At 62.9% G+C, this 21,596-nt stretch carries 18 protein-coding genes, 1 tRNA gene and 1 other RNA gene; 2 read left to right on the top strand and 18 right to left on the bottom strand.

All coding sequences use genetic code 11. The features are described 5' to 3' along the window. Positions 1-23: 23 nt before the first annotated feature. From ABIE18_RS01545 to ABIE18_RS01485, 13 genes are all read right to left on the bottom strand, one after another. Entirely contained in the window at positions 24-977 is a 954-nt protein-coding gene (locus ABIE18_RS01545) for an ornithine cyclodeaminase family protein (protein WP_499720866.1), read from the bottom strand. After that, positions 974-1,975: a proline racemase family protein gene (locus ABIE18_RS01540; protein ID WP_499720865.1), complete on the bottom strand. Its 1,002-nt coding sequence runs from the start codon at positions 1,973-1,975 to the stop codon at positions 974-976. Before ABIE18_RS01540 ends, ABIE18_RS01545 begins: the two co-directional genes overlap by 4 nt. An 84-nt stretch (positions 1,976-2,059) precedes the next feature. Further along, a complete protein-coding gene (locus tag ABIE18_RS01535; RefSeq protein ID WP_499720864.1) occupies positions 2,060-2,965 on the bottom strand; it encodes a dihydrodipicolinate synthase family protein in 906 nt (301 codons plus the stop codon). A 140-nt stretch (positions 2,966-3,105) separates the two neighbouring features. Next, positions 3,106-3,978, bottom strand: coding sequence for a substrate-binding periplasmic protein (locus tag ABIE18_RS01530; RefSeq protein WP_499720863.1), 873 nt, complete (start codon positions 3,976-3,978; stop codon positions 3,106-3,108). 54 nt (positions 3,979-4,032) lie between these two features. Continuing rightward, entirely contained in the window at positions 4,033-4,686 is a 654-nt protein-coding gene (locus ABIE18_RS01525; RefSeq protein ID WP_499720862.1) for an amino acid ABC transporter permease, read from the bottom strand. Beyond that, positions 4,683-5,327, bottom strand: coding sequence for an amino acid ABC transporter permease (locus tag ABIE18_RS01520; RefSeq protein WP_499720861.1), 645 nt, complete (start codon positions 5,325-5,327; stop codon positions 4,683-4,685). The genes ABIE18_RS01525 and ABIE18_RS01520 overlap by 4 nt, the downstream gene beginning before the upstream one ends. A gap of 1 nt (position 5,328) precedes the next feature. Then, complete coding sequence (locus tag ABIE18_RS01515; protein WP_499720860.1) at positions 5,329-6,114, bottom strand: amino acid ABC transporter ATP-binding protein; 786 nt, start codon at positions 6,112-6,114, stop codon at positions 5,329-5,331. A 208-nt stretch (positions 6,115-6,322) separates the two neighbouring features. Then, positions 6,323-6,922 (bottom strand): recombination mediator RecR, encoded by a 600-nt coding sequence (recR, locus tag ABIE18_RS01510; protein ID WP_499720859.1) that lies wholly within the window; start codon positions 6,920-6,922, stop codon positions 6,323-6,325. 33 nt (positions 6,923-6,955) lie between these two features. After that, complete coding sequence (locus tag ABIE18_RS01505) at positions 6,956-10,045, bottom strand: DNA polymerase III subunit gamma and tau (RefSeq protein WP_499720858.1); 3,090 nt, start codon at positions 10,043-10,045, stop codon at positions 6,956-6,958. A gap of 33 nt (positions 10,046-10,078) precedes the next feature. Beyond that, positions 10,079-10,175, bottom strand: an RNA gene (gene ffs, locus ABIE18_RS01500) — signal recognition particle sRNA small type. 97 nt (positions 10,176-10,272) lie between these two features. Then, positions 10,273-10,938 carry a M15 family metallopeptidase gene (locus ABIE18_RS01495; protein ID WP_499720857.1) on the bottom strand — a complete coding sequence of 222 codons (666 nt, stop codon included), beginning with the start codon at positions 10,936-10,938 and terminating at the stop codon, positions 10,273-10,275. Positions 10,939-11,063: 125 nt separating this feature from the next. Further along, positions 11,064-11,978, bottom strand: a complete 915-nt coding sequence (locus tag ABIE18_RS01490; protein WP_499720856.1) for a hypothetical protein — start codon at positions 11,976-11,978, stop codon at positions 11,064-11,066. 9 nt (positions 11,979-11,987) lie between these two features. Further along, entirely contained in the window at positions 11,988-12,335 is a 348-nt protein-coding gene (locus ABIE18_RS01485; RefSeq protein ID WP_499720855.1) for a hypothetical protein, read from the bottom strand. Between the two features lie 306 nt (positions 12,336-12,641). Between ABIE18_RS01485 and ABIE18_RS01480 the strand changes: the two genes are divergently transcribed. Next, positions 12,642-12,726, top strand: a tRNA-Ser gene (locus ABIE18_RS01480). A gap of 71 nt (positions 12,727-12,797) precedes the next feature. Here ABIE18_RS01480 and ABIE18_RS01475 read toward each other — a convergent pair. After that, positions 12,798-13,697 (bottom strand): LysR substrate-binding domain-containing protein, encoded by a 900-nt coding sequence (locus tag ABIE18_RS01475; protein ID WP_499721364.1) that lies wholly within the window; start codon positions 13,695-13,697, stop codon positions 12,798-12,800. A 124-nt stretch (positions 13,698-13,821) separates the two neighbouring features. On the opposite strand from ABIE18_RS01475, the gene ABIE18_RS01470 reads away from it, so the two are divergent. After that, positions 13,822-17,280, top strand: coding sequence for a bifunctional proline dehydrogenase/L-glutamate gamma-semialdehyde dehydrogenase (locus tag ABIE18_RS01470; RefSeq protein ID WP_499720854.1), 3,459 nt, complete (start codon positions 13,822-13,824; stop codon positions 17,278-17,280). Between the two features lie 83 nt (positions 17,281-17,363). Here ABIE18_RS01470 and ABIE18_RS01465 read toward each other — a convergent pair whose 3' ends face one another. Genes ABIE18_RS01465 through ABIE18_RS01450 form a run of 4 tightly spaced genes read right to left on the bottom strand, consistent with a single transcriptional unit; the run spans position 17,364 to position 21,292 of the window. Then, entirely contained in the window at positions 17,364-18,482 is a 1,119-nt protein-coding gene (locus tag ABIE18_RS01465; protein ID WP_499720853.1) for an ABC transporter ATP-binding protein, read from the bottom strand. Between the two features lie 12 nt (positions 18,483-18,494). Continuing rightward, positions 18,495-19,322 carry an ABC transporter permease gene (locus ABIE18_RS01460; protein ID WP_499720852.1) on the bottom strand — a complete coding sequence of 276 codons (828 nt, stop codon included), beginning with the start codon at positions 19,320-19,322 and terminating at the stop codon, positions 18,495-18,497. Then, a complete protein-coding gene (locus ABIE18_RS01455; protein WP_499720851.1) occupies positions 19,309-20,196 on the bottom strand; it encodes an ABC transporter permease in 888 nt (295 codons plus the stop codon). The genes ABIE18_RS01460 and ABIE18_RS01455 overlap by 14 nt, the downstream gene beginning before the upstream one ends. A 1-nt stretch (position 20,197) precedes the next feature. Then, entirely contained in the window at positions 20,198-21,292 is a 1,095-nt protein-coding gene (locus tag ABIE18_RS01450) for an extracellular solute-binding protein (RefSeq protein ID WP_499720850.1), read from the bottom strand. Positions 21,293-21,596 lie beyond the last annotated feature (304 nt).

Raw genomic sequence — 21,596 nt, 5'->3', positions numbered from 1 at the left:
TGTAAGTACTCCTTGTACGGAATTCATGGTCGAGTGCCTCCTTCATACACCAAGCTGGCGATCACAAGGTCTTCCCATGCCATCCCCACGCCTGCGAACAGGCAGGGTTTGCCCGCCGAGCGCTCGAATTCTCTTTTGACAAGATCGCGGAGGTTGGCCGGATGGATCGCATCCCATTCTTCAGCTGACCGTGCGGGTATAAGATCCCCGGCCTCGCGCAATGCCGAGGCCCGTCCTTCCACCACGACGTCACTGCGCAGCACAAGTTTGGCGTCCACTTCCCGGGCGTCCAATCCGTGCTGGCCTACCGCCGCAACCACAGCGCCCGGGGCAACCAGACCGCCGTCGAACAGCGGCGTACGGGAGGAGGTTGCGCAGATAACCACATCGGCCCCGCCCACGTCAGCCGAATTGCCCTGCCGGATGTGGATGCCCTCTTCGGCCAGCTGCTCGATGAGCGCGGCTACCCGCTCCGGACGGCGACCGACGACGGCGAGGCTCGCCTCCGGGAGCACGGCGTCCGCCGCGCGGAGGTGGTTGAGCGCCTGCACGCCGGTGCCGAACACAAGGACCTGGGCCTTTTCGGGGCGTGGGGGAACGGCGCGGGTGTCAGCTGCAAGGATGTGCTTGATGGCCAGCAGTGTGGTGGCCGGTGTGCGGATAGCGGTCAGTTCGTTGCCGTCCATCGTGGCCAGGGGTGCCGAAGTGTCCGAATCGAAGAGGACGTAAACCCCTTGGATCTTTTCCAGCCCCCTCGCAGGGTTGGCGGGGGCGACCGTGAGCGCCTTGATCCCGCTGTACGCGCGGTTCGATGCCGGCATGAGCAGGAACTCGCCGTTTGGCGCGGGGCTGAACAGCCGTGCACTGTCGTCCTCGGGGTCGACCACGTTCAGGAGCGCCTGCTCAAGGGCCGCGATGGCGGTCGTCCAGGGAGCGGCTGCCCGCACCGCCGTCGAGTCAAAGTACGGAAGGTTCACAGCAGGAACCCCGCGGGGAAGGGATCGGTGGGATCGAGGAAGTATTGTGCGGTTCCGGTGAGCCAGGCCCGACCGGTAACGGTGGGAACCACCGCTGGGCGGCCAGCCACTGTGGTCTCGTCCACCAGCCGGCCGACGAAGCGCGAGCCTATATAGGACTCGTTGATGAAGTCCGTATTCATTGGCAGCTCGCCGCGGCTGTGCAACTGTGCCATCCGGGCGCTGGTACCTGTGCCGCAGGGGGAGCGGTCGAACCAGCCGGGGTGGATGGCCATTGCATGCCGCGAATGTTCCGCCGTGGAGCCGGGCGCTTTGAGGTACACGTGATGGCAGCCGCGGATGTCCTCACGCTCTGGATGGATAGGTTCGTCTGAGGCGTTGATGGCATCCATGATCTTTAGCCCAGCCTTGAGCAGGTCATCCTTACGGCCGCGCTCGAACGGCAAATTCAGGCTTTCCAAGTCCACGATTGCGTAGAAGTTTCCGCCGAACGCCAGGTCATAGGGCACCAGGCCGAACCCAGGTACTTCCACTGTGGCGTCCAGACGGTCCACGAACGAGGGGACGTTGCGGATGGTCACAGACTCGGCGTGCCCGTCCTTGACTGCTACCTCGGCCACCACAAGGCCGGCAGGTGTATCAAGCCGAACAGTGGTGACCGGTTCCACCACCTCCACCATGCCGGTCTCCACTAAGACGGTTGCGACGCCGATGGTGCCGTGGCCGCACATCGGCAGCAGGCCGGAGACCTCGATATAGAGCACGCCGAAGTCCGCGTCCGGCCGCGTGGATGGCTGGAGGATCGCCCCGCTCATCGATGCGTGTCCACGCGGTTCGGTCATCAGGAGGGTGCGGATCCAGTCGCTGTTTTCCATGAACCACAGACGGCGCTGGGCCATGGTGGCACCGGGGATCGTCCCGATTCCGCCAGTGATGACGCGCGTGGGCATGCCTTCGGTATGCGAGTCCACGGCGTGGAAAATGCGGCTGGTTCTCATGGAGGACCTTTCCTTCTGTTGCTCCGCAGCTGCCCTCTTAGGAGTCCTCAAGGGCGGCCGCGGAGCGGTGGATGACCTGGCTGGTTACTTGTAGCCCTTACCCAGGGCTGCTTCGGTATCGCGGACGACGGCGTCACGCACCGCCGGGCTCAGCGGCCCGCGCGGCGGGCGGCATGCACCGCCACGGAGGCCAACAATGTCCATGGACAGCTTGATGGCCTGCACGAATTCGGTCTTGCTGTCCCAGCGGAGCAGCGAGTGCAGGTCGCGATAGATCCCGCGGGCCCGCTCGAGGTCGGCTACATCGCCGGAGGTGGAGAGACGGTACAGCTCCAGTGTGGACTCGGGGATGGCGTTCGGGTAGCCGGCCACCCAGCCCACGGCACCGGCCAGGCCCATTTCGACCACAGTATCGTCGGTCCCGATCAGGAGGTCCACCTCCGGTGCGAGTTCCTTGATCTCGTAGGCCCGGCGAACATCACCGCTGAACTCCTTGACGCCGACGATCAGGCCTTCCCCGTGCAGCCGGGCGATCAGCTGCGGCGTCAGGTCAACCTTGGTGTCGATCGGGTTGTTGTAAGCCACCACGGGCAGTCCTGCATCGGCTGCGAGGCGGTAGTGTTCCACTACCTCTTCTTCATTGGCGCGGTAGGAGTTGGGCGGGAGGAGCATAAGGGCTCCGGCGCCGGCCTCTGCGGCCTGTTCCGCCCACTTCCGGGTTTGGAGGCCACCATAGGCGCCTACGCCAGCCATGACGGTGAACCCTTCCGGAGAAGCTTCCACCGCCGTACTGATGACACGGGCGCGTTCTTCTTCACTCAGGGTCTGGTATTCACCCAGGGAACCGTTGGGGGCCACACCCTGACAGCCTGCATTTGCCAGGAAGCGAACGTGCTCGGCGTAGGCGTCGTAGTCCACGCTCAGGTCATCGTTGAACGGCAGGGCGGTGGCGACGAGCACTCCGTGCCACGGCTTGCGGGATTCGGTCATGATGGTTGGTCCTCTCGTTTGGCACGCTTGGCGCGTGTGCTGCGGCCGTGACGTACCTCACGGCCAAATATATCATGTGACATTGCACAGGACATTGGTTTTTTGCTGGTCGAGTTGGTTGACGTGGGGTCCGACCAGTATTAGCTGGCGGGAACTACGTACTGCTTGGCTGCAACCTTGCCAAGGGCTTCAGAGAGTCCGGCGTCGGTGAGCAGCTTCGCGATGGTGCCGTCCTCGCGCTGGGCGACAATTCCGGCGTCGAGGGCTTCCTTGAGGCTTGTATTGCCCTTGGTGATGGGGAACGCGGCCTCCGGTGCGTTCTTGATGGCACCGACGCGCGGATCCGGCTTCTCGTTTGCCAGTGCAACCGTCACGCCCTGGACATCTTTGAACTGGAGCACCTGAACGCCATAGGCGTCAACGTCCGCGTCCAGGCGACCAGCGTCGAAGTCTGCCTTCAACTCCACGCTGCTCGGGTAGGTCACCAGTTTGTCGCCCAGGATCTTCTTGAGGTCCTCCACCCAGAGGTAGCCGTCGATCGTGCCTACCTTGTTCATCTTCTCCAGGTCAGTCACTGTGGTGGCGCCGGATTTGGAGACGAGCCCCATGCCATCAAGGTACGTAGAGGCAGAGAAATCAACAGCCTTCAGACGCTTCTCGGTGGCGTCGATCGTGCCCAAGGCGAGGTCGATGTTTCCGCCGGAGATGGACTGGACGGCATCGGCATACGTGGCCTGCTGGTAGGCCGGAGTGAGGCATTCATCCTTGGCGATCTTGTTGACGATCTGGATGTCGATGCCCGTCGGGTTGCCGGAGCCATAACTGCTGAACGGCGGGATATCAATGACTCCGATAGTGAGCTTGCCTGGAGCGACGGTTTGTATGTCCGCGTGTTTGGGCGTACACCCGGAGCTGCTGGCGTCCGAGGTCCCTCCGCAGGCAGAGAGGCTTAAGCCCAGAGTGAGCGCGCTCGCCGTAAGGAGTCCGGCTGTCTTGATGCGGTTGCTGATCATGATTTCTCCTATGGTGTTGGGTTGGTGGGTTTGTGGTGGTTGGAAGTGTTGTGCTCAGGCATGTCGGGCCATTCGCTTCTCGAAATAGACAGTGATCCATGTGGCCGGCATCGAAATGGCGGCGTAGCAGAGGCCGGCCAGTGTGAAGACTTGAAGGTAGTTGAAGTCCTGGCTGCCGATGTTGTAAGCGGTCTTCATCAGCTCCGGCACGGCGATGACGTAGGCCAGCGACGTACCTTGGAACATTTGGATGGCCACGCCCATGAGCCCGGGGGTGGCCGAACGCATGCCTTGGGGCAGGATGACCCTGAAGAACGTGTCACGCTGTGCGAGTCCAAGCGCGCTTGACGCTTCGAGTTGTCCCCGGGACACGGACTGGATGCCGGCGCGCATGATCTCGCTGGAGTAGGCAGCTGCGTTCCACGTGAGCGCCAGGCATGCTGCAGTGATGCTTTCGAAAGCGATTCCAAACTTTGGCAGGCCGTAGTAGAAGAGGTAGAGGATGACCAGCGCCGGGGCGCCTCGTCCCACCTCAACCACTACCAGGCCGAGGGTGCGGACCGCGAGGTTCCTGGCACTCACCATCAGGCTGAGCCCAAGTCCCAGCGGATAGCCCACCAGGATCGAAGCAGCGGCGATCATAATGCTGACGCTGAGGCCGGACATCATCTGCGGGACGTAGCCCGCCCATTCCGTAAGCCATGTCATGCGAAGACCGCCTTCCTCATGCGGGAGTCGAGGCTGCGGGACAGGTAAGCGACCGGCAGGCTCAGTGCGATGTACAGGATTCCCACAAGGATGTAAGGCAGGATCCCTTCAATCGTGGGGTGCTGGCGGGCAAAGGCCTGGGACTGGAAGACCATCTCCGAGACGATGATGGTGGAAGCGATCGACGAATCCTTGAGTAAGCCCGTCAGGTACGTGGCGATGGATGGCGACACGATTCTGAAAGCCTGCGGAACCATGACGCCGTAGAAGGCGGCGCCGCGGTTCAAGCCCAGCGCGTTGGCCGCTTCGCCCTGTCCGCGTGGAACGGCCTGCAATCCGCCTCGGTAGATCTCAGCGAGATAGGCAATTGAGACGACGCCCAAGCCAACGATGGCTGCGCCAACGGGGTTGAATTTGAAGGTTCCGATCTGGATACCGAACTTGAGCAGGAACAACCAGACGATGATGGGCACTCCGCGGACCAGATCCACGAAGAGCCGCGAAGCCAGACGGACAATGATGTGCGACGACGACAATCCGACGGCCAGCGGAATGGCACCTGCTAATCCGATTGCGAATGCTGAAAGCGTCAGGATGATCGTCATGGGCAGGCCTTGGAGTACAGCGGAAAAGGCGTCCATGTCAGCGCTCCAGGACTGCACGCAGGAAGCGCCGGGTCCGGGCCTCCTGGGGATCGCTCATGATGGCACGAGGATCGCCCTGTTCGATGATCTTGCAGTCGGCCATGACCACCAGGGTGTCCGAAACGTCCCGGGCGAACTGCATCTCGTGTGTCACCACGATCATCGTCATGCCATCGGCCGCCAGTTCGCGCATGACGGCCAGGACCTCAAGCCCCACCTCAGGGTCCAGTGCCGACGTCGGCTCATCGAACAGCATGATGCTCGGATCAAGCGCCAGGGCCCGGGCGATGGCAATGCGTTGTTGCTGACCGCCGGAGCACCTGCCGGGGTGTTGGGCGGCTTTCTCCTCAAGGCCAACGCGCTTGAGCAATTCCATGGAGCGGGCGTCTGCTTCGTCTTTGCTTCGCCCGAGCACCTTCTGCTGCGGGAAGCTGATGTTCTTCAATGCGGACATATGGGGGAAGAGGTTGAAGGACTGGAACACCATTCCCACCGTTTGCCTTAGTGCAGCGAGGTCGCGGCTGTTAACGTCCTTGCCGGGTTCGATGATGTGTCCAGCTACCTGGATACTGCCGGAATCCGGGCGTTCCAGGAGGTTGATACACCTTAGGAACGTGCTCTTTCCTGCGCCGGAGGGGCCAATGAGGGCGGTGACCGTCCCTGGCTCAACGTGCAGGGATACGTCGTCGAGGACGATGTGGTCACCGTAGCGCTTTGAGATGTTGTCGAGCTTGATGCCCAGGCGTGGTGCGAGTTTGCCGTCTGCAATTTCTGAAAGGGTCATAGCGATCTTCCATGTGGGGACCAGGGGCCGTCGATAGATGTGGGCCATGTCACGTGATATGTGAAATGGTACATGGCACTGGCGGGAAAAGGGAAGGGTTTTTTCGAAGACCCAATCGCTTTAAATTTGACCGAACACCAAAAGCTTTGCTTCCAGCTCCAAGCGGGCACCCGCATGGTGCTTCTGCCGAGGTTGTCCTCCCGGCGACTTACATCAAGGCGTTCCGGCGGCCCTCAAACGCCCGGCCCAGCGTAACTTCGTCGGCGTACTCAAGGTCCCCACCCACTGGCAGGCCGGAAGCCAACCGCGTGACGGTGATCCCGATCGATTTGAGCATGCGGGCCAAATAGGTAGCAGTGGCCTCGCCCTCAAGGTTGGGATCTGTAGCGATGATGATTTCCTGGATCGCGCCGTCGTTGAGGCGTGTGAGGAGTTCGCGGATCCGCAACTGCTCCGGGCCGATGCCCGCAATGGGGTTGATGGCTCCACCCAGCACGTGATAGCGCCCGCGGAAAGAACGGGTGCGCTCTACAGCGAGAACGTCCTTGGACTCCTCGACCACGCAAATGACCGACGGATCCCGCCTCGGATCGCGACAAATGTTGCACATTTCCTGCTCGGTGACGTTGCCACACACCGTGCAGAACTTAACCCGTTCCTTCACCGTGGTGATGGCCGTAACGAGCCGTTTCATGTCCTCGGGATCGGCCTCAAGGATGTGGAACGCCAGGCGCTGCGCCGATTTCGGGCCTACACCGGGAAGCCGGCCGAGCTCGTCAATCAGCTCTTGAACTGCACCTTCGTACAAAATGTCCTCGTTTGTTTGGTATCGATGCTGTCATCAGCGGGGTTGCAGGGGAGAACCGTCCAAGGCGCGCTCTTCAATCAGCTTTCCGCCCAGAATACGCTCCACGGCAGCCCGCCCAAAGACCCTCGATTCCTCGATCGTCTCGTCCTCCGGGCTGGGGATATCCTCCGGCGCCGGCTCCGGCCTGGCTTGGGTCCGCACGGGCGCCTGCACCCGTCCGGCTTGCGCTTCGGGACTGTTGGTCAAGCGCTGGTACAGGCTCTGTCGAGCTGAGGGACCGCTCGACGGCGTGCCCTCCTCAAGGGTCGCGACGGAGCCACCTGTGTGCTGGGTTTCCGTGGCTGTGGTGGGCCACGCCGCAGGCGCCGGGGCACCTGCCTGGGCTGGCATGGTGCCGGGCCAACCCGACGCCGGAGCGACGTCCCAGTTCGAAGAGCCGTTTTGCCCGCCGCTGGTCGGGTGGCCGTAGCTCGGCGCTGCCGTGGCTGCTGCCTCCGCCGGTGTTTCAAGGGCGGGACTGCTGGCCGCCGGGACCTGCGCCATCGCCGGTTCGTAGTCTCGGACCTTCGACACGCCAGTATCAGCCTCGATGGGAGTCTGTTGCTTGGCGCCCACGTTCGATTCAGTGCCGACCACCCACGTACCAGGCGCTTGTTCCACTGCCCTGGACCAAGGGTCGAGGGAACCCGCCGGCTCTGAGGATTTACCAGCTGTGTTGGTGGCCGATACAGGGGCGTCCTGCCCTGGGGTTGGCTGCGACGGCGCTGATGGAATCCCCCCTGCTGGGGAAGTTGGTGCCGGGGACGCCGGTGCCGGAGGGGTGTCCGGGCCGGAAAATGCGGGGGACGGTTCCCAATCCATCGGAGGTTCTTCGTCCAACGGCGGCGCATCTTCGTCGAGCGGAGGACCCCAATCATCGTCGGCGTAGGAGTAGTCCCCAGCGGGCGCCGTGGGTTCTGCGGGAGCCGCCGGTGTCGTGGGTTCGGCTGGAGCTGCCGGCGCCGTCGGTGCTGCGGAACCCGGGGCGCCCGCAATTGGCGCTGCTGCGTCCGGCTTGGCCGGGGCGGGCGTCTCGGCTGCGGGGGCAGCAGGTGCCAAGCCCCAGGCGGAGTCGACCGATGAAACAGCGCTCGGCACCTGCGCTGGCACCCGTTCCTGGGCTGCTACTGGATCCGGGGCTGCCGACGGCGATGCGGTGCCAGGCGACGCCGCAACCTCCCGGCTAGTAGGTGCTTTTGGGTTTGGCTCAGAGCTCGCTGAGCTGTTGCCGCCAGCCACTGCGACGATCTGGCAGTCGATGCCGATCGTCTTGTGGATTGCCTGGCGAAGGTTCTCGGAGTGATCCGCGCGCCCAAAGGCCCCAGCGAGGCCGGCGGTGGTGAAGGCGAGTGTCAGTACCTGGCCATCGAACTGGGCCACTTGGGCATTCGGTTCCACCAAGGCCCACGTGCTGCGCTTGATCTTGGTCAGCGTCTGCAGGACCTCAGGCCAAGCGCGACGGAGGGCTTCGACGTCTCCGGCGGCGGTTGGTGGAGACGCGGGGGCAGGCTGATGTGGAGCGGTGGGCCGGGATACGGGCGGTTGCGATACGGGGGCTGGCTGCGGTGCCGGCGGTGCTGTTGGCTCCGCAGCGGGACCGTTCTGGGCAGGACGTTGGGCAGTCGGACGGTCGTCCACCGGCCAGTCGTTCGTTGAGACGCGCGGAGCGGAGAGCGGCTCACGCGACACAGGCGTTGACGACGACGTGTCGGGCACAGGTACAGGCGCTTGAACTGGTGCTGCCGCAGGTGCCTGAGCTGGACCTGCTGCCGGCGCCTGAACTGATGCGGGTGCCTGAGCTGGTGCTGCAACGGGAGCCTGTGGAGGGGCAGCCTGGGCAACTGACGCAGCCGCCGGTGAAGAATCCGCGGCGGAAGGCGTGCCGGAAGCAACAGCCGGAATCCCGGCGTCGCCCGCGTAATTCAGCCGACGCTCCACGCGGTCGATCCGGGCTGCAATGCCCCGTTCTGTTTCCTCGGAGCTGGGCAGCAGGATCCGCGCGCAGAGAAGTTCCAAGTGCAGCCGCGGGGAGGTGGCTCCGGTCATTTCCGTGAGCGCCGTGTTGGTGACGTCCGCAGCGCGGGAAAGCTCCGCAGCGCCCAGGTTCGTGGCCTGGTTCCGCATCCGCGCAATCTGGTCCTCGGGCATGCCGCGGAGAATGGCCTGTGCGCTCTCAGGCATTGCCTGGACGATGATGAGATCCCGGAAGCGCTCCAGGAGGTCTTCCACGAAGCGCCGGGGATCGTGCCCGGTCTGGATGACGCGGTCAACGGCACGGAAGACAGTTGCGGCATCGGCGGCCGCGACGGCGTCCACGACGTCGTCCAGCAGGGAAGCGTGCGTGTAGCCGAGAAGCGCGACGGCGAGCTCGTAGTCGAGGCCGCTGGGTCCGGCGCCTGCCATGAGCTGGTCCAGCACGGACAAGGTATCGCGGACGGAACCGCCGCCTGCACGGATAACGAGCGAAAGCACGCCCGGAGCCACGGGAACGTTCTCCTGATGGCACAGCAGCTCAAGGTACTTCATGAGCGGCTCGGGCGGCACCAGCCGGAAGGGGTAGTGGTGGGTGCGCGAGCGGATGGTGCCTATGACTTTGTCCGGCTCCGTGGTGGCAAAGATGAACTTGATGTGTTCCGGCGGCTCTTCGACGATCTTCAGGAGCGCATTGAAGCCAGCCGACGTGACCATGTGGGCTTCGTCGATGATGAAGATCTTGTAGCGATCCCGCACTGGGGCGAAGGTCGCTCGCTCGCGGAGATCGCGGGCGTCGTCCACACCACCATGGCTGGCTGCGTCAATCTCGATGACATCCAGGGAGCCGGAGCCGCCGCGCGCGAGTTCGATGCAGCTGGGGCATTTGCCGCAGGGGGTGTCGGTGGGTCCCTCGGCGCAGTTAAGGCAACGGGCCAGGATACGCGCGGAGGTGGTCTTGCCGCAGCCGCGGGGGCCGGAGAAGAGGTAGGCGTGGTTCACGCGGTTCTTCCGCAGGGCCGTCATCAGGGGCTCTGTGACATGTTCCTGCCCGATAACGTCCGCAAAAGAGTCCGGGCGATACCTTCGATACAGGGCAGTTGTAACAGTCACAAGTGAAACCTACCTATAGGGACTGACATTTAAATAAGAGACCCCTCATGCACCCGCCAGAGCCCATCTACCCTTGCTACCTTCCGGTCCTGGGGGAGTTCAACAGGATGACGCCACATGAGGGGCCGTCGACAAGCTTACCTGAACTTGGTTATTGGTTCGAATCGGCACAGAGGGCTGTGGAAAACGCTCGACGGCGGGTGCTCGGGGGCGGATTCCGGCGGGAGTTAAGGCAGGTAGTCAGGCGCGTCCTCCAGCCCGAAATATCGCTCGAGCGTTGTGATTCCCCTGGATTTCATATCTGTGGCGATCGCCACGCCGACGTACCGGAGATGCCACGGCTCATATTCGTAGCCTGTGATGCCCTGCGCCCCCGCCGGGTACCTGATGATGAACCCGTATTTCCAACCGTCCGTGGCCGCGAAACGCCCAACGGGAGTGTCGGCGAAGCAAGCTTGCAGGGCACAAACGCCGCTCGCGTTGCCGACGTCCATGGCCAGGCCGGTCTGGTGTTCGCTGTAACCGGCGCGTGCAGCCAAGGTATCGGCGGTCTCCTGGCCGTATTGGGCGACATAGTCGTCATAAAGATTCTGCTGCTGGGAGTAGGAGCGGTATCCGCTGGTGGCCCGGACGTTGACCCCTGACGCCTTGGCTGCCTTCACGAACGAGTTGTACGCCGTCGCAGCCTCCGAGCGCAGCCGTTCAGTTGAAACCCGCGTAAGTGACGCCGGGACATAGCTCGGCGGATTCAGCATCCGGTGTTTGTTGACCACAACCTGGAGACTGCTGGCCGAGTCGATGTCGTATTGGACGGCGACGGCAGCCTGCGGGGACAGGAGCCCCATGGACAGCAGTGCCGCAGCGATCCCCAACCAGAATTGGCGCAGCTTCATCGGGTCCTCCCGGTCACGTGGGTCCAGTCAAGTGTGTCCAGCGATGGGGTGACTGTACTCCTGGTCCGGAGTGCCGACAATCTTGACTTTCTAGGCCTTTCACCTCTCAGGCCAAGGGTCGTTCTTTACTCCAAGGGTGGTTCCCCGGAGTTGAAGAACGTCCCGCTGCGGCGCCGGACATCGAAAACTTCCCACGCCTGGGGTATCAGATCGAACGCTACGTCGCACATGCGCCGCAGTTGTTCCATTCCTTCGGCTTGGAACGCATCGTCTTCGGCGAGGCTGCTTGCGACGTCGTAACCGCTTCTTTCAGCGGTAGTCCACTCCAGCCCGTGGGAGTAGCCGCTACAGAACTGCCAGGCGTAGATCAGTCCGGGAGGCAGGCTGCTGCTCGAACGCAACTCCTTGAGGATCGCTGTCTCCGTCCGATTCTTGGTGGCATACCCCCAGGTTCCATCGCCTTTACGCCGAAACATTGGAGGCAACCGCAAGGCTTCCGCCGACGAATTCAGCGCCCGGCGAAGGCCGTCAAAGTAATCCGCTGCGGCATCATGCCGTTCCGGATGGAACTCACCAAGGTAGGCGTCCCAGAACGCTGCGGCGTTGAACACCTCCCGGGACACGAGTATCAGGCCTCGCCGCGCCCGTTCGTCGGAGCTTTCCGGCAAAAGTGCCCACAGCACCGTTGCAGTGCACTCCATGATGGTGCGTACCAGCGCATACGGTGCATGGGTCTGCGTGCGGAAGTAGATGTTTCCGTCGGGTGCCTCGATGAACAAGAGGCGGCGGAGCGCCTGCAGATTATCCACGGCGGCCACGAGGGACTGCGTCAGCAGATGGCTGACGCTGCGGGAGGAACTGAAGAGGTCATCCAACTGGCGAAGGGGCGAACCGTTCTCGACCCCGCCAACGTCCATTCTTCGATCGCAGAGCGGCTCCAAGGCCCGGAGACGTTCAAAGATTCCTTCCGCGGCCCGGCTTTCTTCGTCTGCCCCGTCCAGCGGACCTGCAGAGTCAGGAGGTATTTGCCTATCGTCCACGCAGTGATCCTAGCTCTCCAGATGCGGTGGGAAAGGTCGCCACCCGTTCACTGGCCACGTCATGAAAGCCGGCTCCTCATAGGGGTGGGCCGCGCGCAGAGCACGCACGACGTCGTCGAGCACGTCCTCCTCAACCACGCACTCAACCCGGGTTTCCGGCACTTGCTCGCTGGTTCCGACGTCGCCGATGAACGGCTGCGCGCCCGGCAGGGGAGTGAAGTGGCCAGTGCCGGGCGAGGTGAACGAGCAATGCGAGTAGTCGCCGATCCGTCCTGCGCCAGCGTCCCCGATTGCCTTCAGGACGGCCGGAGTGTGTGTGCCGGGAACGTAAACAACCAGGGCATGGAGCTGCGTCATGGGAACATCCTGTCAGTAACGTCGGCTACAAAGCGGCCTACACCATTGCATATCTGCGGGTCACAGCGGACCATGGGTATGTACACCGATTGGGGCAATCTCAAGATTGTGAGCTGCGGGGCCTGGGGGCGAGGGGCCGGACCCGGCAGCTCAACGGTGATACCGCAAGAATGGGCGCGTTGGGGGCGTCCATTTTTCCGTTAAGGCGAACAACGCTTTTTGGACGTGCGGCGAGGGCGAAATGGTCCGATTACACGATGCCGAAATTCTCAGGTACAGTAGTATCTGCTTTCGATTCGGAAGCAAGGAGAATTCGCCTAGCGGCCTATGGCGCACGCCTGGAACGCGTGTTGGGTTAACGCCCTCGGGGGTTCAAATCCCCCATTCTCCGCGGTTGGCCCCGGTCTTCGGACCGGGGCCTTTTGCGTTCCCGTAATCCGGCCCTCCCGGCAGTGCGCAGGGCTACTGTTGCGCCGCGGCCACGCGCTCCAGGACTTCGCGGCAGGCCAGGATCGCGGGGTGGATCCGGCCGGCCGTGCGCGTGGAGGTGAAGACGGTTCGCTTGGGCAGGCCGGGAAGGTCGAGCAACTGCACTGGCCTTGACATCCCTGTCCAGACAAGGTCCGGCATGAGGGCAACGGCGTTTCCGGATTCGATGAGCCTGATCTGGGCTTGAAGGTCGGCGGTTTCGTAGCGAACGTCCGGCTCGAAGCCGGCAGATCGGCAGGCTTGCTCAGCCCAGTGCCGGGAGGCGGCGCCGCGGGGTTCCATGACCCAGGGCATGTCAGCGGTGTCGGCCAGCGATGAAACGAGCTCCCCGCCTAGTCCTGCGGGGGGAGTGGCCAAGCGGATGGCGTCACTGGTCAAAGTGGCTCGGTCCAGGCCGGGGTGGTGCGGGGCCGCGTGCCCGGGGTATTGCTCTGCCACCACGATGTCGAAGTCACGCGCCCACGTTTCGTACAGGGCGGTCTCAGGTTCCCGCTGGGTCATTTCCACCCTGACCTCCGGATACTCCCGGCGCATGATGGTGAGGAAATCGGGCAGCAGGGCCAGGGCTGCGGACTGGAAAACCGCCAATCGCACCGTTCCGGTGACCATGGAGAGCGACGCCGCAAGGTCCGTCTCAGCGCGTTCGAGTGTTTCCAACAGGTCCGCCGTGTGTGCAACGAGGATCTCGGCCTGTGGCGTCAGTTGGACGCGGCGGCCGGCCTTGCGGAGCAGTTCGACGCCCGCTTCCTTCTCCAGAAGCGTCAATTGTTGGGACACCGATGAGGGGCTGTACTGCATCGCGTCCGCCACCTCGGCGAGGGTTCCGCGGATCTTCAATTCGTGCAGCAAACGCAGTCTGCGGACATCCAGCACGGTGACCTCCAAAGGTTCGGAATGGGTAATCAATATTCGTCAGAAAACATCGCTTTTCCTAACGTGATTGTAGATCCATACTGATGGAAACAAACAAACTTCTCCGCCTCAGAAGGAGCCCCTCATGACCAGCACCCTCCCGGCCGCCGCCCCGCGCACCGAGGATTCCGGGCAGTTCGACGCACTGGCCCAGGAGGCCATTGCATTGGTCCGCCACTGGCTTACCGAAGCCAGCAAGATTCCCGTCGACGTTTCCGCCCAGCGCCTCGCCGGAGTCCTGAAGGACCCGAACGGCCTTGACTTCACGGTTGGATTCGTCGACGGCGTCATCCGCCCTGAGGACTTGTCCGTCGCCGGCCGCAAGCTCGCGGAGCTCGCCCCGAAGGTGCCCAAATTCCTGCCCTGGTACATGCGCAGCGCTGTCCGCATGGGCGGGGTCATGGCTCCGATCCTTCCTCAGGTAGTCATCCCTATCGCCCGCCGCGTGCTCCGCGAGATGGTGGGCCACCTGATCGTGGACGCCACGGACGCGAAGCTGGGTCCGGCCATCGCGAAGATCCGCCAGGACGGCGTCCACCTCAACGTCAACCTCCTCGGCGAGGCTGTCCTCGGTGAGCACGAAGCCCAGCGCCGCCTGGATGGCACGCTCAAGCTCCTGGCCCGCGAAGACGTTGACTACGTCTCCATCAAGGAATCCTCCACCGTGGCGCCGCACTCCCCGTGGGCCTTCGACGAAGCCGTCGATCACGTGGTGGAGAAGCTCACTCCGCTGTACCGCCTGGCCGCGTCCTTCCCCAAGCCCAAGTTCATCAACCTGGACATGGAGGAGTACAAGGACCTCAGCATGACCATTGCCGTGTTCAAGCGGATCCTGGACATGCCGGAATTCAAGAACCTCGAGGCCGGCATCGTCCTCCAGGCCTACCTTCCTGACGCACTGGGCGCCATGCAGGAACTGCAGGAGTGGGCCACTGCCCGCCGCGCGCAGGGTGGCGCACCCATCAAGGTCCGCGTCGTCAAGGGCGCCAACCTGCCCATGGAACAAGTAGAAGCTTCACTGCACGATTGGCCGCTGGCTACCTGGGGCAGCAAGCAGGACTCGGACACCAGCTACAAGAACGTCATCAACTACGCCCTTACCCCGGAGCACATTGACGCCGTCCGCATTGGCATAGCAGGACACAACCTCTTCGATGTCGCCTTCGCCTGGTTGCTCGCCAAGCAGCGGGGGGTCACCGAGGGGATTGAGTTCGAAATGCTCCTGGGCATGGCAACCGGCCAGGCCACGGCTGTCCGCAAGGACGTCGGCAGCCTGCTGCTCTACACACCGGTGGTCCACCCGGGCGAGTTCGACGTCGCCATTGCGTACCTGATCCGCCGCCTCGAAGAAGGCGCGAGCCAGGAAAACTTCATGTCCGCAGTGTTCGAGCTCAGTGAAAACGAAGCCCTGTTCAAGCGCGAGCAGCAGCGCTTCCTTAACTCCTTGGCCGGCATGACCGACGAGGTTCCGGGACCCAACCGCAAGCAGGACCGTCGCCTGCCTGCCGAGCCGGCCCCGCTCGAAGGCTTCCGCAACACACCGGACACGGATCCGGCACTCCCGGCGAACCGCGCCTGGGGCCGTGACATCCTCAAGCGCATTCCCGGTTCAACTGCAGGCAACAAGATCGTGGAATCCACCAAGGTCTCCGACGCCGCCCAGCTGGACCAAATCATCGCCACCGCCGTGGACCATGGCAAGGCCTGGGGCGCCCGCCCGGCAGCCGAACGCGCCGCAATCCTGCACCGCGCCGGCGACGTCCTCGAAGCCCGCCGTGCCGAGCTCCTGGAGGTCATGGCCTCCGAGACCGGCAAGACCATCGACCAAGGCGACCCCGAGGTCAGCGAAGCAATCGACTTCGCGCACTACTACGCCGAGCGCGCCAAGGACCTGGAAAAGGTCGACGGCGCCACGTTCGTCCCAGCGAACCTCACCGTGGTGACCCCGCCGTGGAACTTCCCGGTGGCGATCCCCGCAGGCTCGACGCTCGCAGCGCTCGCCTCAGGTTCCGCCGTCGTGATCAAGCCTGCAAAGCAGGCCCGCCGCTCCGGTTCCGTCATGGTGGATGCGCTCTGGGAAGCCGGTGTGCCGCGCGAAGTACTGGCGCTCGTTCAGCTCGAAGAGCGTGAACTCGGCACCCAGTTGGTCTCGCACCCGAGCGTTGACCGCGTCATCCTCACCGGTGGCTACGAAACCGCTGAGCTGTTCCGCTCGTTCCGCCAGGACCTCCCGCTGCTCGCGGAAACGTCCGGCAAGAACGCCATCATCGTGACCCCGAGCGCTGACCTGGACCTGGCCGCGAAGGACGTCGTGTACTCGGCTTTCGGCCACGCGGGCCAGAAGTGCTCGGCCGCATCGCTGGTGATCCTGGTGGGCTCGGTGGCGAAGAGCGCACGTTTCCACAACCAGCTGATCGACGCCGCCCGCTCGCTGACGGTCGGCTACCCCGAGAACGCCACCACGCAGATGGGCCCGATCATCGAGCCGGCCAACGGCAAACTGCTGAATGCCCTCACCACGCTGGGCGACGGCGAAACCTGGGCCATCAAGCCTGAGCGCCTGGACGAGACAGGCCGTTTGTGGTCCCCGGGCATCCGTTCGGGCGTCAAGCGTGGCTCGTACTTCCACCTCACCGAGTTCTTCGGACCGGTCCTTGGCGTGATGACCGCTGAGACCCTCGAGGAAGCCATCGCCATCCAGAACGAGATCGAGTACGGCCTCACCGCTGGCCTGCACTCCCTGGACTCCGCTGAAATGGGCGTCTGGCTGGACACCATCCAAGCTGGAAACCTGTACGTCAACCGCGGTATCACAGGTGCGATCGTCCAGCGCCAGCCTTTCGGTGGCTGGAAGAAGTCGGCCGTCGGCGCCGGAACCAAGGCCGGTGGACCGAACTACCTCATTGGCCTGGGCAGCTGGCTCCCCGCCGAAGCCAAGGCCAAGCGTGGCACTGTACTTCAGGGTGCTGCCGCCCGGATTCTGTCGGCTGCAAAGTCCGCGGACGTGTCCGCTGAGGAACTCCAGACCCTGCAGCAGTCACTCTTCAGCGACGCAGCGGCATGGGAATCCGAGTTCGGCACCCGCAAGGACGTCTCCGCACTGTCCGCAGAGCGCAACGTCTTCCGCTACCGCTCCCTCCCCGTGACCATCCGCCTCTCCGAAGGCGAGCGGCTCGCTGAGCTGCTGCGTGTCGTAGCAGCCGGTGCAGTGGCCGGTTCGGCGCTCAAGGTGAGCTCCGCCGTCGCGCTTGAAGATGCTGTGGTGAATGTGTTCGCGAACCTGGGCGTCAGCGTCCGGATCGAGGACGACGCCGCGTGGCTGGCTCGTGCAGCAAAGTTCGACGCCGGCCGGATCCGCTTGATTGGTGGCGACTTTGCCGCGCTGAGCGCAGCCATGGGTGGGCGCCCGGATGTTGCCGTCTACCACGGTGCAGTGACGCAGGCCGGCCGCATCGAGCTGCTCCCGTTCCTGCGTGAGCAGGCCGTGTCCATCACCGCCCACCGCTTCGGCACTCCGAACCACCTCTCGGACCACCTGATCTAATCCGACCAAGACACGCCGAGTTGCATAAACAGTCAGGCAGGACGTCCATAACGACGTCCTGCCTGACTGTCTTCGTTGGCTCCTTAGGATTCCAAGACCAGCAACTGGGCCTTGTCCGGCTCCCAGCCAACCCAGAGGTCGCCTGCCGCGGAACGGGTTCCGGACTCCGAGCTCATTTCCCGCAGCATCAATTCGTGGCCTCCCGCGGTGAGCCGGTGGCGGACTGTGGCGCCAAGGTTGGTGGATGACGTAATGACCGCCACGGAGCCGCCACCGACAGGCGGCGTTGAACTGAGCTTGAGGTGTTCCGGGCGGATCGATACTGCGTAGTCTGCACCTGTAGCGCCCTGGTCCCTTACGCGGGCCACTCCCAAGCCACCCAAATCCACGGTGGCCTCCTTGCCGTTGCGCTCCAGTACCGTGCACGGGATCAGGTTGGTGTCGCCAAGGAAACCGGCAACCCAGTCGGTCAGGGGGTGGTTGTAGACCTCTTCCGGCGGTCCGGATTGGACAATCTGCCCGTCTTTCATCACCACGATCCTGTCCGACATCGCCATTGCCTCTTCCTGGTCGTGGGTAACGAACAGTACGGAGATGCCGAGGCTCTTCTGAAGGGTCTTGATCTCCTCCTGCATCTGTTCGCGGAGCCGCTTGTCCAGCGCTGCCATGGGCTCATCCAGGAGCAGGGCCGCAGGGTTGAACACCAAGGCCCGGGCGAGCGCAACGCGCTGCTGTTGACCTCCGGAGAGCTGGCGCGGCTTGCGGTCACCCAAGGCGCCCAGCCCCACACGCTTCAGTGCTTCGTTGGCCCGCCGGCGCCGTTCCGCGGCCGGCACTTTTCTCATGCGGAGCGCGAATTCCACGTTTTCGAGGGCGGTCATGTGTGGAAAGAGGGCGTAATTCTGGAAGACGACGCCCAGATTCCGTTCCCGCGGCGGCAGCGTGTCTACGGGCTGCCCGTCAATGAGGACGGAGCCGGACGTGTGTTCTTCGAACCCGGCCACCATCATCATGGTGGTGGTTTTGCCCGAGCCGCTGGGTCCCAGGAGGGTGACAAATTCCCCGGGCTGGACTGTCAGGTCCAATTGGTCGACGGCGACGAAACCACCGTAGCTTTTGCGGACTTGCCGGAGCTCAAGAAGTCCTTTCGCTTGCGTGGGTGCCTCGGGAGAGGTGGCGGTGGAAGTCATTGATGCGGTCATCATTGTTCCTTTTTACGTTTGGGCGGATACGGCCAGGGGCACCATCCGGGAGATCGATCGGCGCTTGAGGACGAACATGACCTGCAGGAGTAGCCCGATGGTGGCCACTGTTACCAACAGGGCAGATGAGACGGCGATCTTGGGAGTCAGGTTGAACTGGATGTCGGTGAACATCTTCACTGGCAAGGTGGTGGCGCTGGGGGACTGCATGAACAGCGACATCACGGTTTCATCGATGGATACCGAGAAGGCGAACAACGCGCCGGAGACCAAGCCCGGGAGGATGACGGGGAGATACACGTGCCGGAACACGGACAGCGTCCCCGCGCCGAGGCTTTGGGCCGATCGCACCAGGGCAGGATTGAGCCCTGCAAGGCTGGCACGTGTTGTGAGGTACACGTAGGGCGTAGCGATGACGGCGTGCGCCAAGCCGATGGGAATGATGCTGCCCACCATGCCAACCGAGATAAAGAACTGACAGAAGGCAAGGGCCAGCACCACGGTGGGCACGATCATCGGGGCGAGTATCAGCCCCATCACAGCGGACTTCCCTGGGAAGCTGCGGCCATGAAGTGCGATGGCCGCCGTCGAACCAATAGCTACGCCGATCACCACGGCTATACCCGCTGACTGGAGGCTGGCGGCCAATGCCGAGGTCCAAGCGGTGTCGGCGAAGAAGCCGGCCACTGCAGCGAAGGACAAACCTTCGGGCGGGAAGGTGATGTAGCGGCTGTCATTGAGCGCGACGGGAACCACGATGAGGGTCGGAATTACCAGGAACAGGAAGACCGGCAACGAAAGCAGGGGTATCAAACGGTGTTGTGGATTAGTTGTCTTCATGGTGGCCTCCGGCCTTGAGGACCCGCTGGTAGACCGCCACGAGGATACTGACCAGGGCTGTAAGGATCACGGCAAGGGCTGCGGCACCTGGAAAGTCGGTCAACTGCCGGGCGTAATAGTCGATCTGGTTTGCGATCATCATGTCGCCAGGCCCACCCATGACCACCGGGGTGATGAAGAAGCCTGTGCTCATGATGAAGACCAGCAGCCCGGCTGCGGAGACGCCCGGAGCGCTAAGCGGGAGGGTGATGTGACGGAAGACGGATCCTTCCCTGGCGCCGAGCGACCGTGCCGCCAAGCCGAGGCGGTCGTCGATGGACATCAGTGAAGAAAAGATCGGGAAGACCGCGTAGGGCAGCAGGCAGTGAACCATGCCAACGATCACCGCGAAGCGGTTGTGGAGCAACTCGACGGGTGCGTCCGTCAGGCCAATGCCCTGCAGGAACGCATTGATGATGCCGTTGTCCTGCAACAGAACTGCCCAAGCAAAGTTCTTCACCAGGATGCCGGTCCAGAACGGCAACAAGACGACGGCGAAGAGGACTACCCGCAGGATGTTCCCGGAACGCCAGAGGACAAGGGCAATGACATAGCCAAGTCCAACGGTTACCAGGGTGGATGCCAGGCTGATGGTAAGCGTGTTCGCCAGCGAGCGCAGTACCAGGGGATCCTCAAGTACCCGCTGATAGGCGTTGCCGGAAAAGCTTGAGCCAACGAGCTTCCCTAGCGGGGTGAGGAACAATACGACGTCGAATGCAAGAACAGGCGCCAGCAGCAGCCACCATCCGCTCCTCCTCCGGCGCGGCTTCGCTTCATCCGCCGTCGGGGTACCGCGGCCTTTCGCCTGGATTCTTTGAGAAGTTATGGCGCTCATATCAGCTGGCCTGCCACAGCTTGAATTGCTGCTCAGTCTTCTTCAGGTTCTGGGACCACCATTTGTCATCCCGAATGAGGATCTTGTCCGCCAGCAGCGGGCTGGTCGGAAGGGTGTCCGCCACCTCCTTGGGCAGTTTGGACAGCGCAGGCGTGTTCGCCAGGGTCAGGTTGGTGACGGTGTCGAAGGCAGCTCCGGCCTCGGCGTCGTTGGACATGAAGTTCATCAGCTTGAAAGCGGCTTCCTTGTTCTTTGCCCCCTTGGGGACCACAAAGTAGTCGCCGGCCAGGACCGCGTTCTCGGCGGAGAAGTTCAGTTTCGCTCCGTCCTTGCGGGCAGCGTTCACCCGGTTGTTGAAGCTCGTTGACAGCGCAACTTCTCCTGACGTGAGCTGCTGGATGGGCTCCTGATTGGCCGAGTGATAAAGGAGGCGATCTTTTCCGGGATGGTGGCCAAGGACGCGCAGCGCCCGGTCAACGTCAAGCGGGTAGATCTTGTCGAACGGAACACCGTCAGCCAGCAGGGCTGCTTCAAGGACGGAGCTATCGGATAACTGGTTGTATACGGAGCGCTTTCCGCTGAACTTGTCCTGATCGAAGAATTGCGCCCAATCCTTGGGTGCCTGAGCATCCGGAATAGTGTTCTGGTCCCATGCCATGACGAAAAGGAAGCTTAGGTACTTGATGCCGTACTCGGCCTTGGCATAGCCGGGCAGGCCCTTGTCGCTGATGATGTCGTAGTCGAACTTTTCCAGCAGTCCTTCGGCAACGGCCGTTTCGTACTCCGGTGCTGTGATTTCCACCAGGTCCCACTGCACATCGCCGGATTGCACCTGCGCTTTGAGGGAAGCCAAGCTCGTATTGGCGAGCAGAGTCGGCTGGATACCTGTCTGCTTCGCAAAGGGATCCAGGATGGTCTGAGTGAACTGATCGTTGTAGGAACCACCGTACGAAGTGACCGTGACGGTCTTGTTGGCGGCCGCACTCTCGGCTGGCTTGGAGCTGCAGCCGGATAGCGCCAATCCGGCAAACGGCGTCAGTGCCGCTGCTTTGAGGATCTGCCTGCGGTCAAAAACGGGAGAACGGAAATCTGTCATGGCTCGCATTGCCTCTCATGAACGCCAACGTCCAGGCTCGCTTCAAGGAGACGAGCATGGGGGAGACGGGCGTGTGCTGGGGGTTACATCGTGAAGAAGGCTCCCGAAGCTTGAGGGCGGCGGGTTGCGCGCGCCCTTCATCAAAGCATTCGAAAGTTGGGTAGTCCGGCCGTCATTCGGCCTTTTGGGGTGCCGTAACTGTAACTGTGAGGTTGCTCACTAGTCAACGCTTGTATTGCATTAAGAAACAATTGCAGCAAAAAAGAAGCCCGCACCTATGTGCGGGCTTCTTTCGGGCTTCTTC

The sequence above is a fragment of the Arthrobacter sp. 2762 genome, assembly GCF_040548745.1.
Lineage (GTDB): Bacteria > Actinomycetota > Actinomycetes > Actinomycetales > Micrococcaceae > Arthrobacter.
This window is presented reverse-complemented; position numbering and strand designations above follow the sequence as displayed.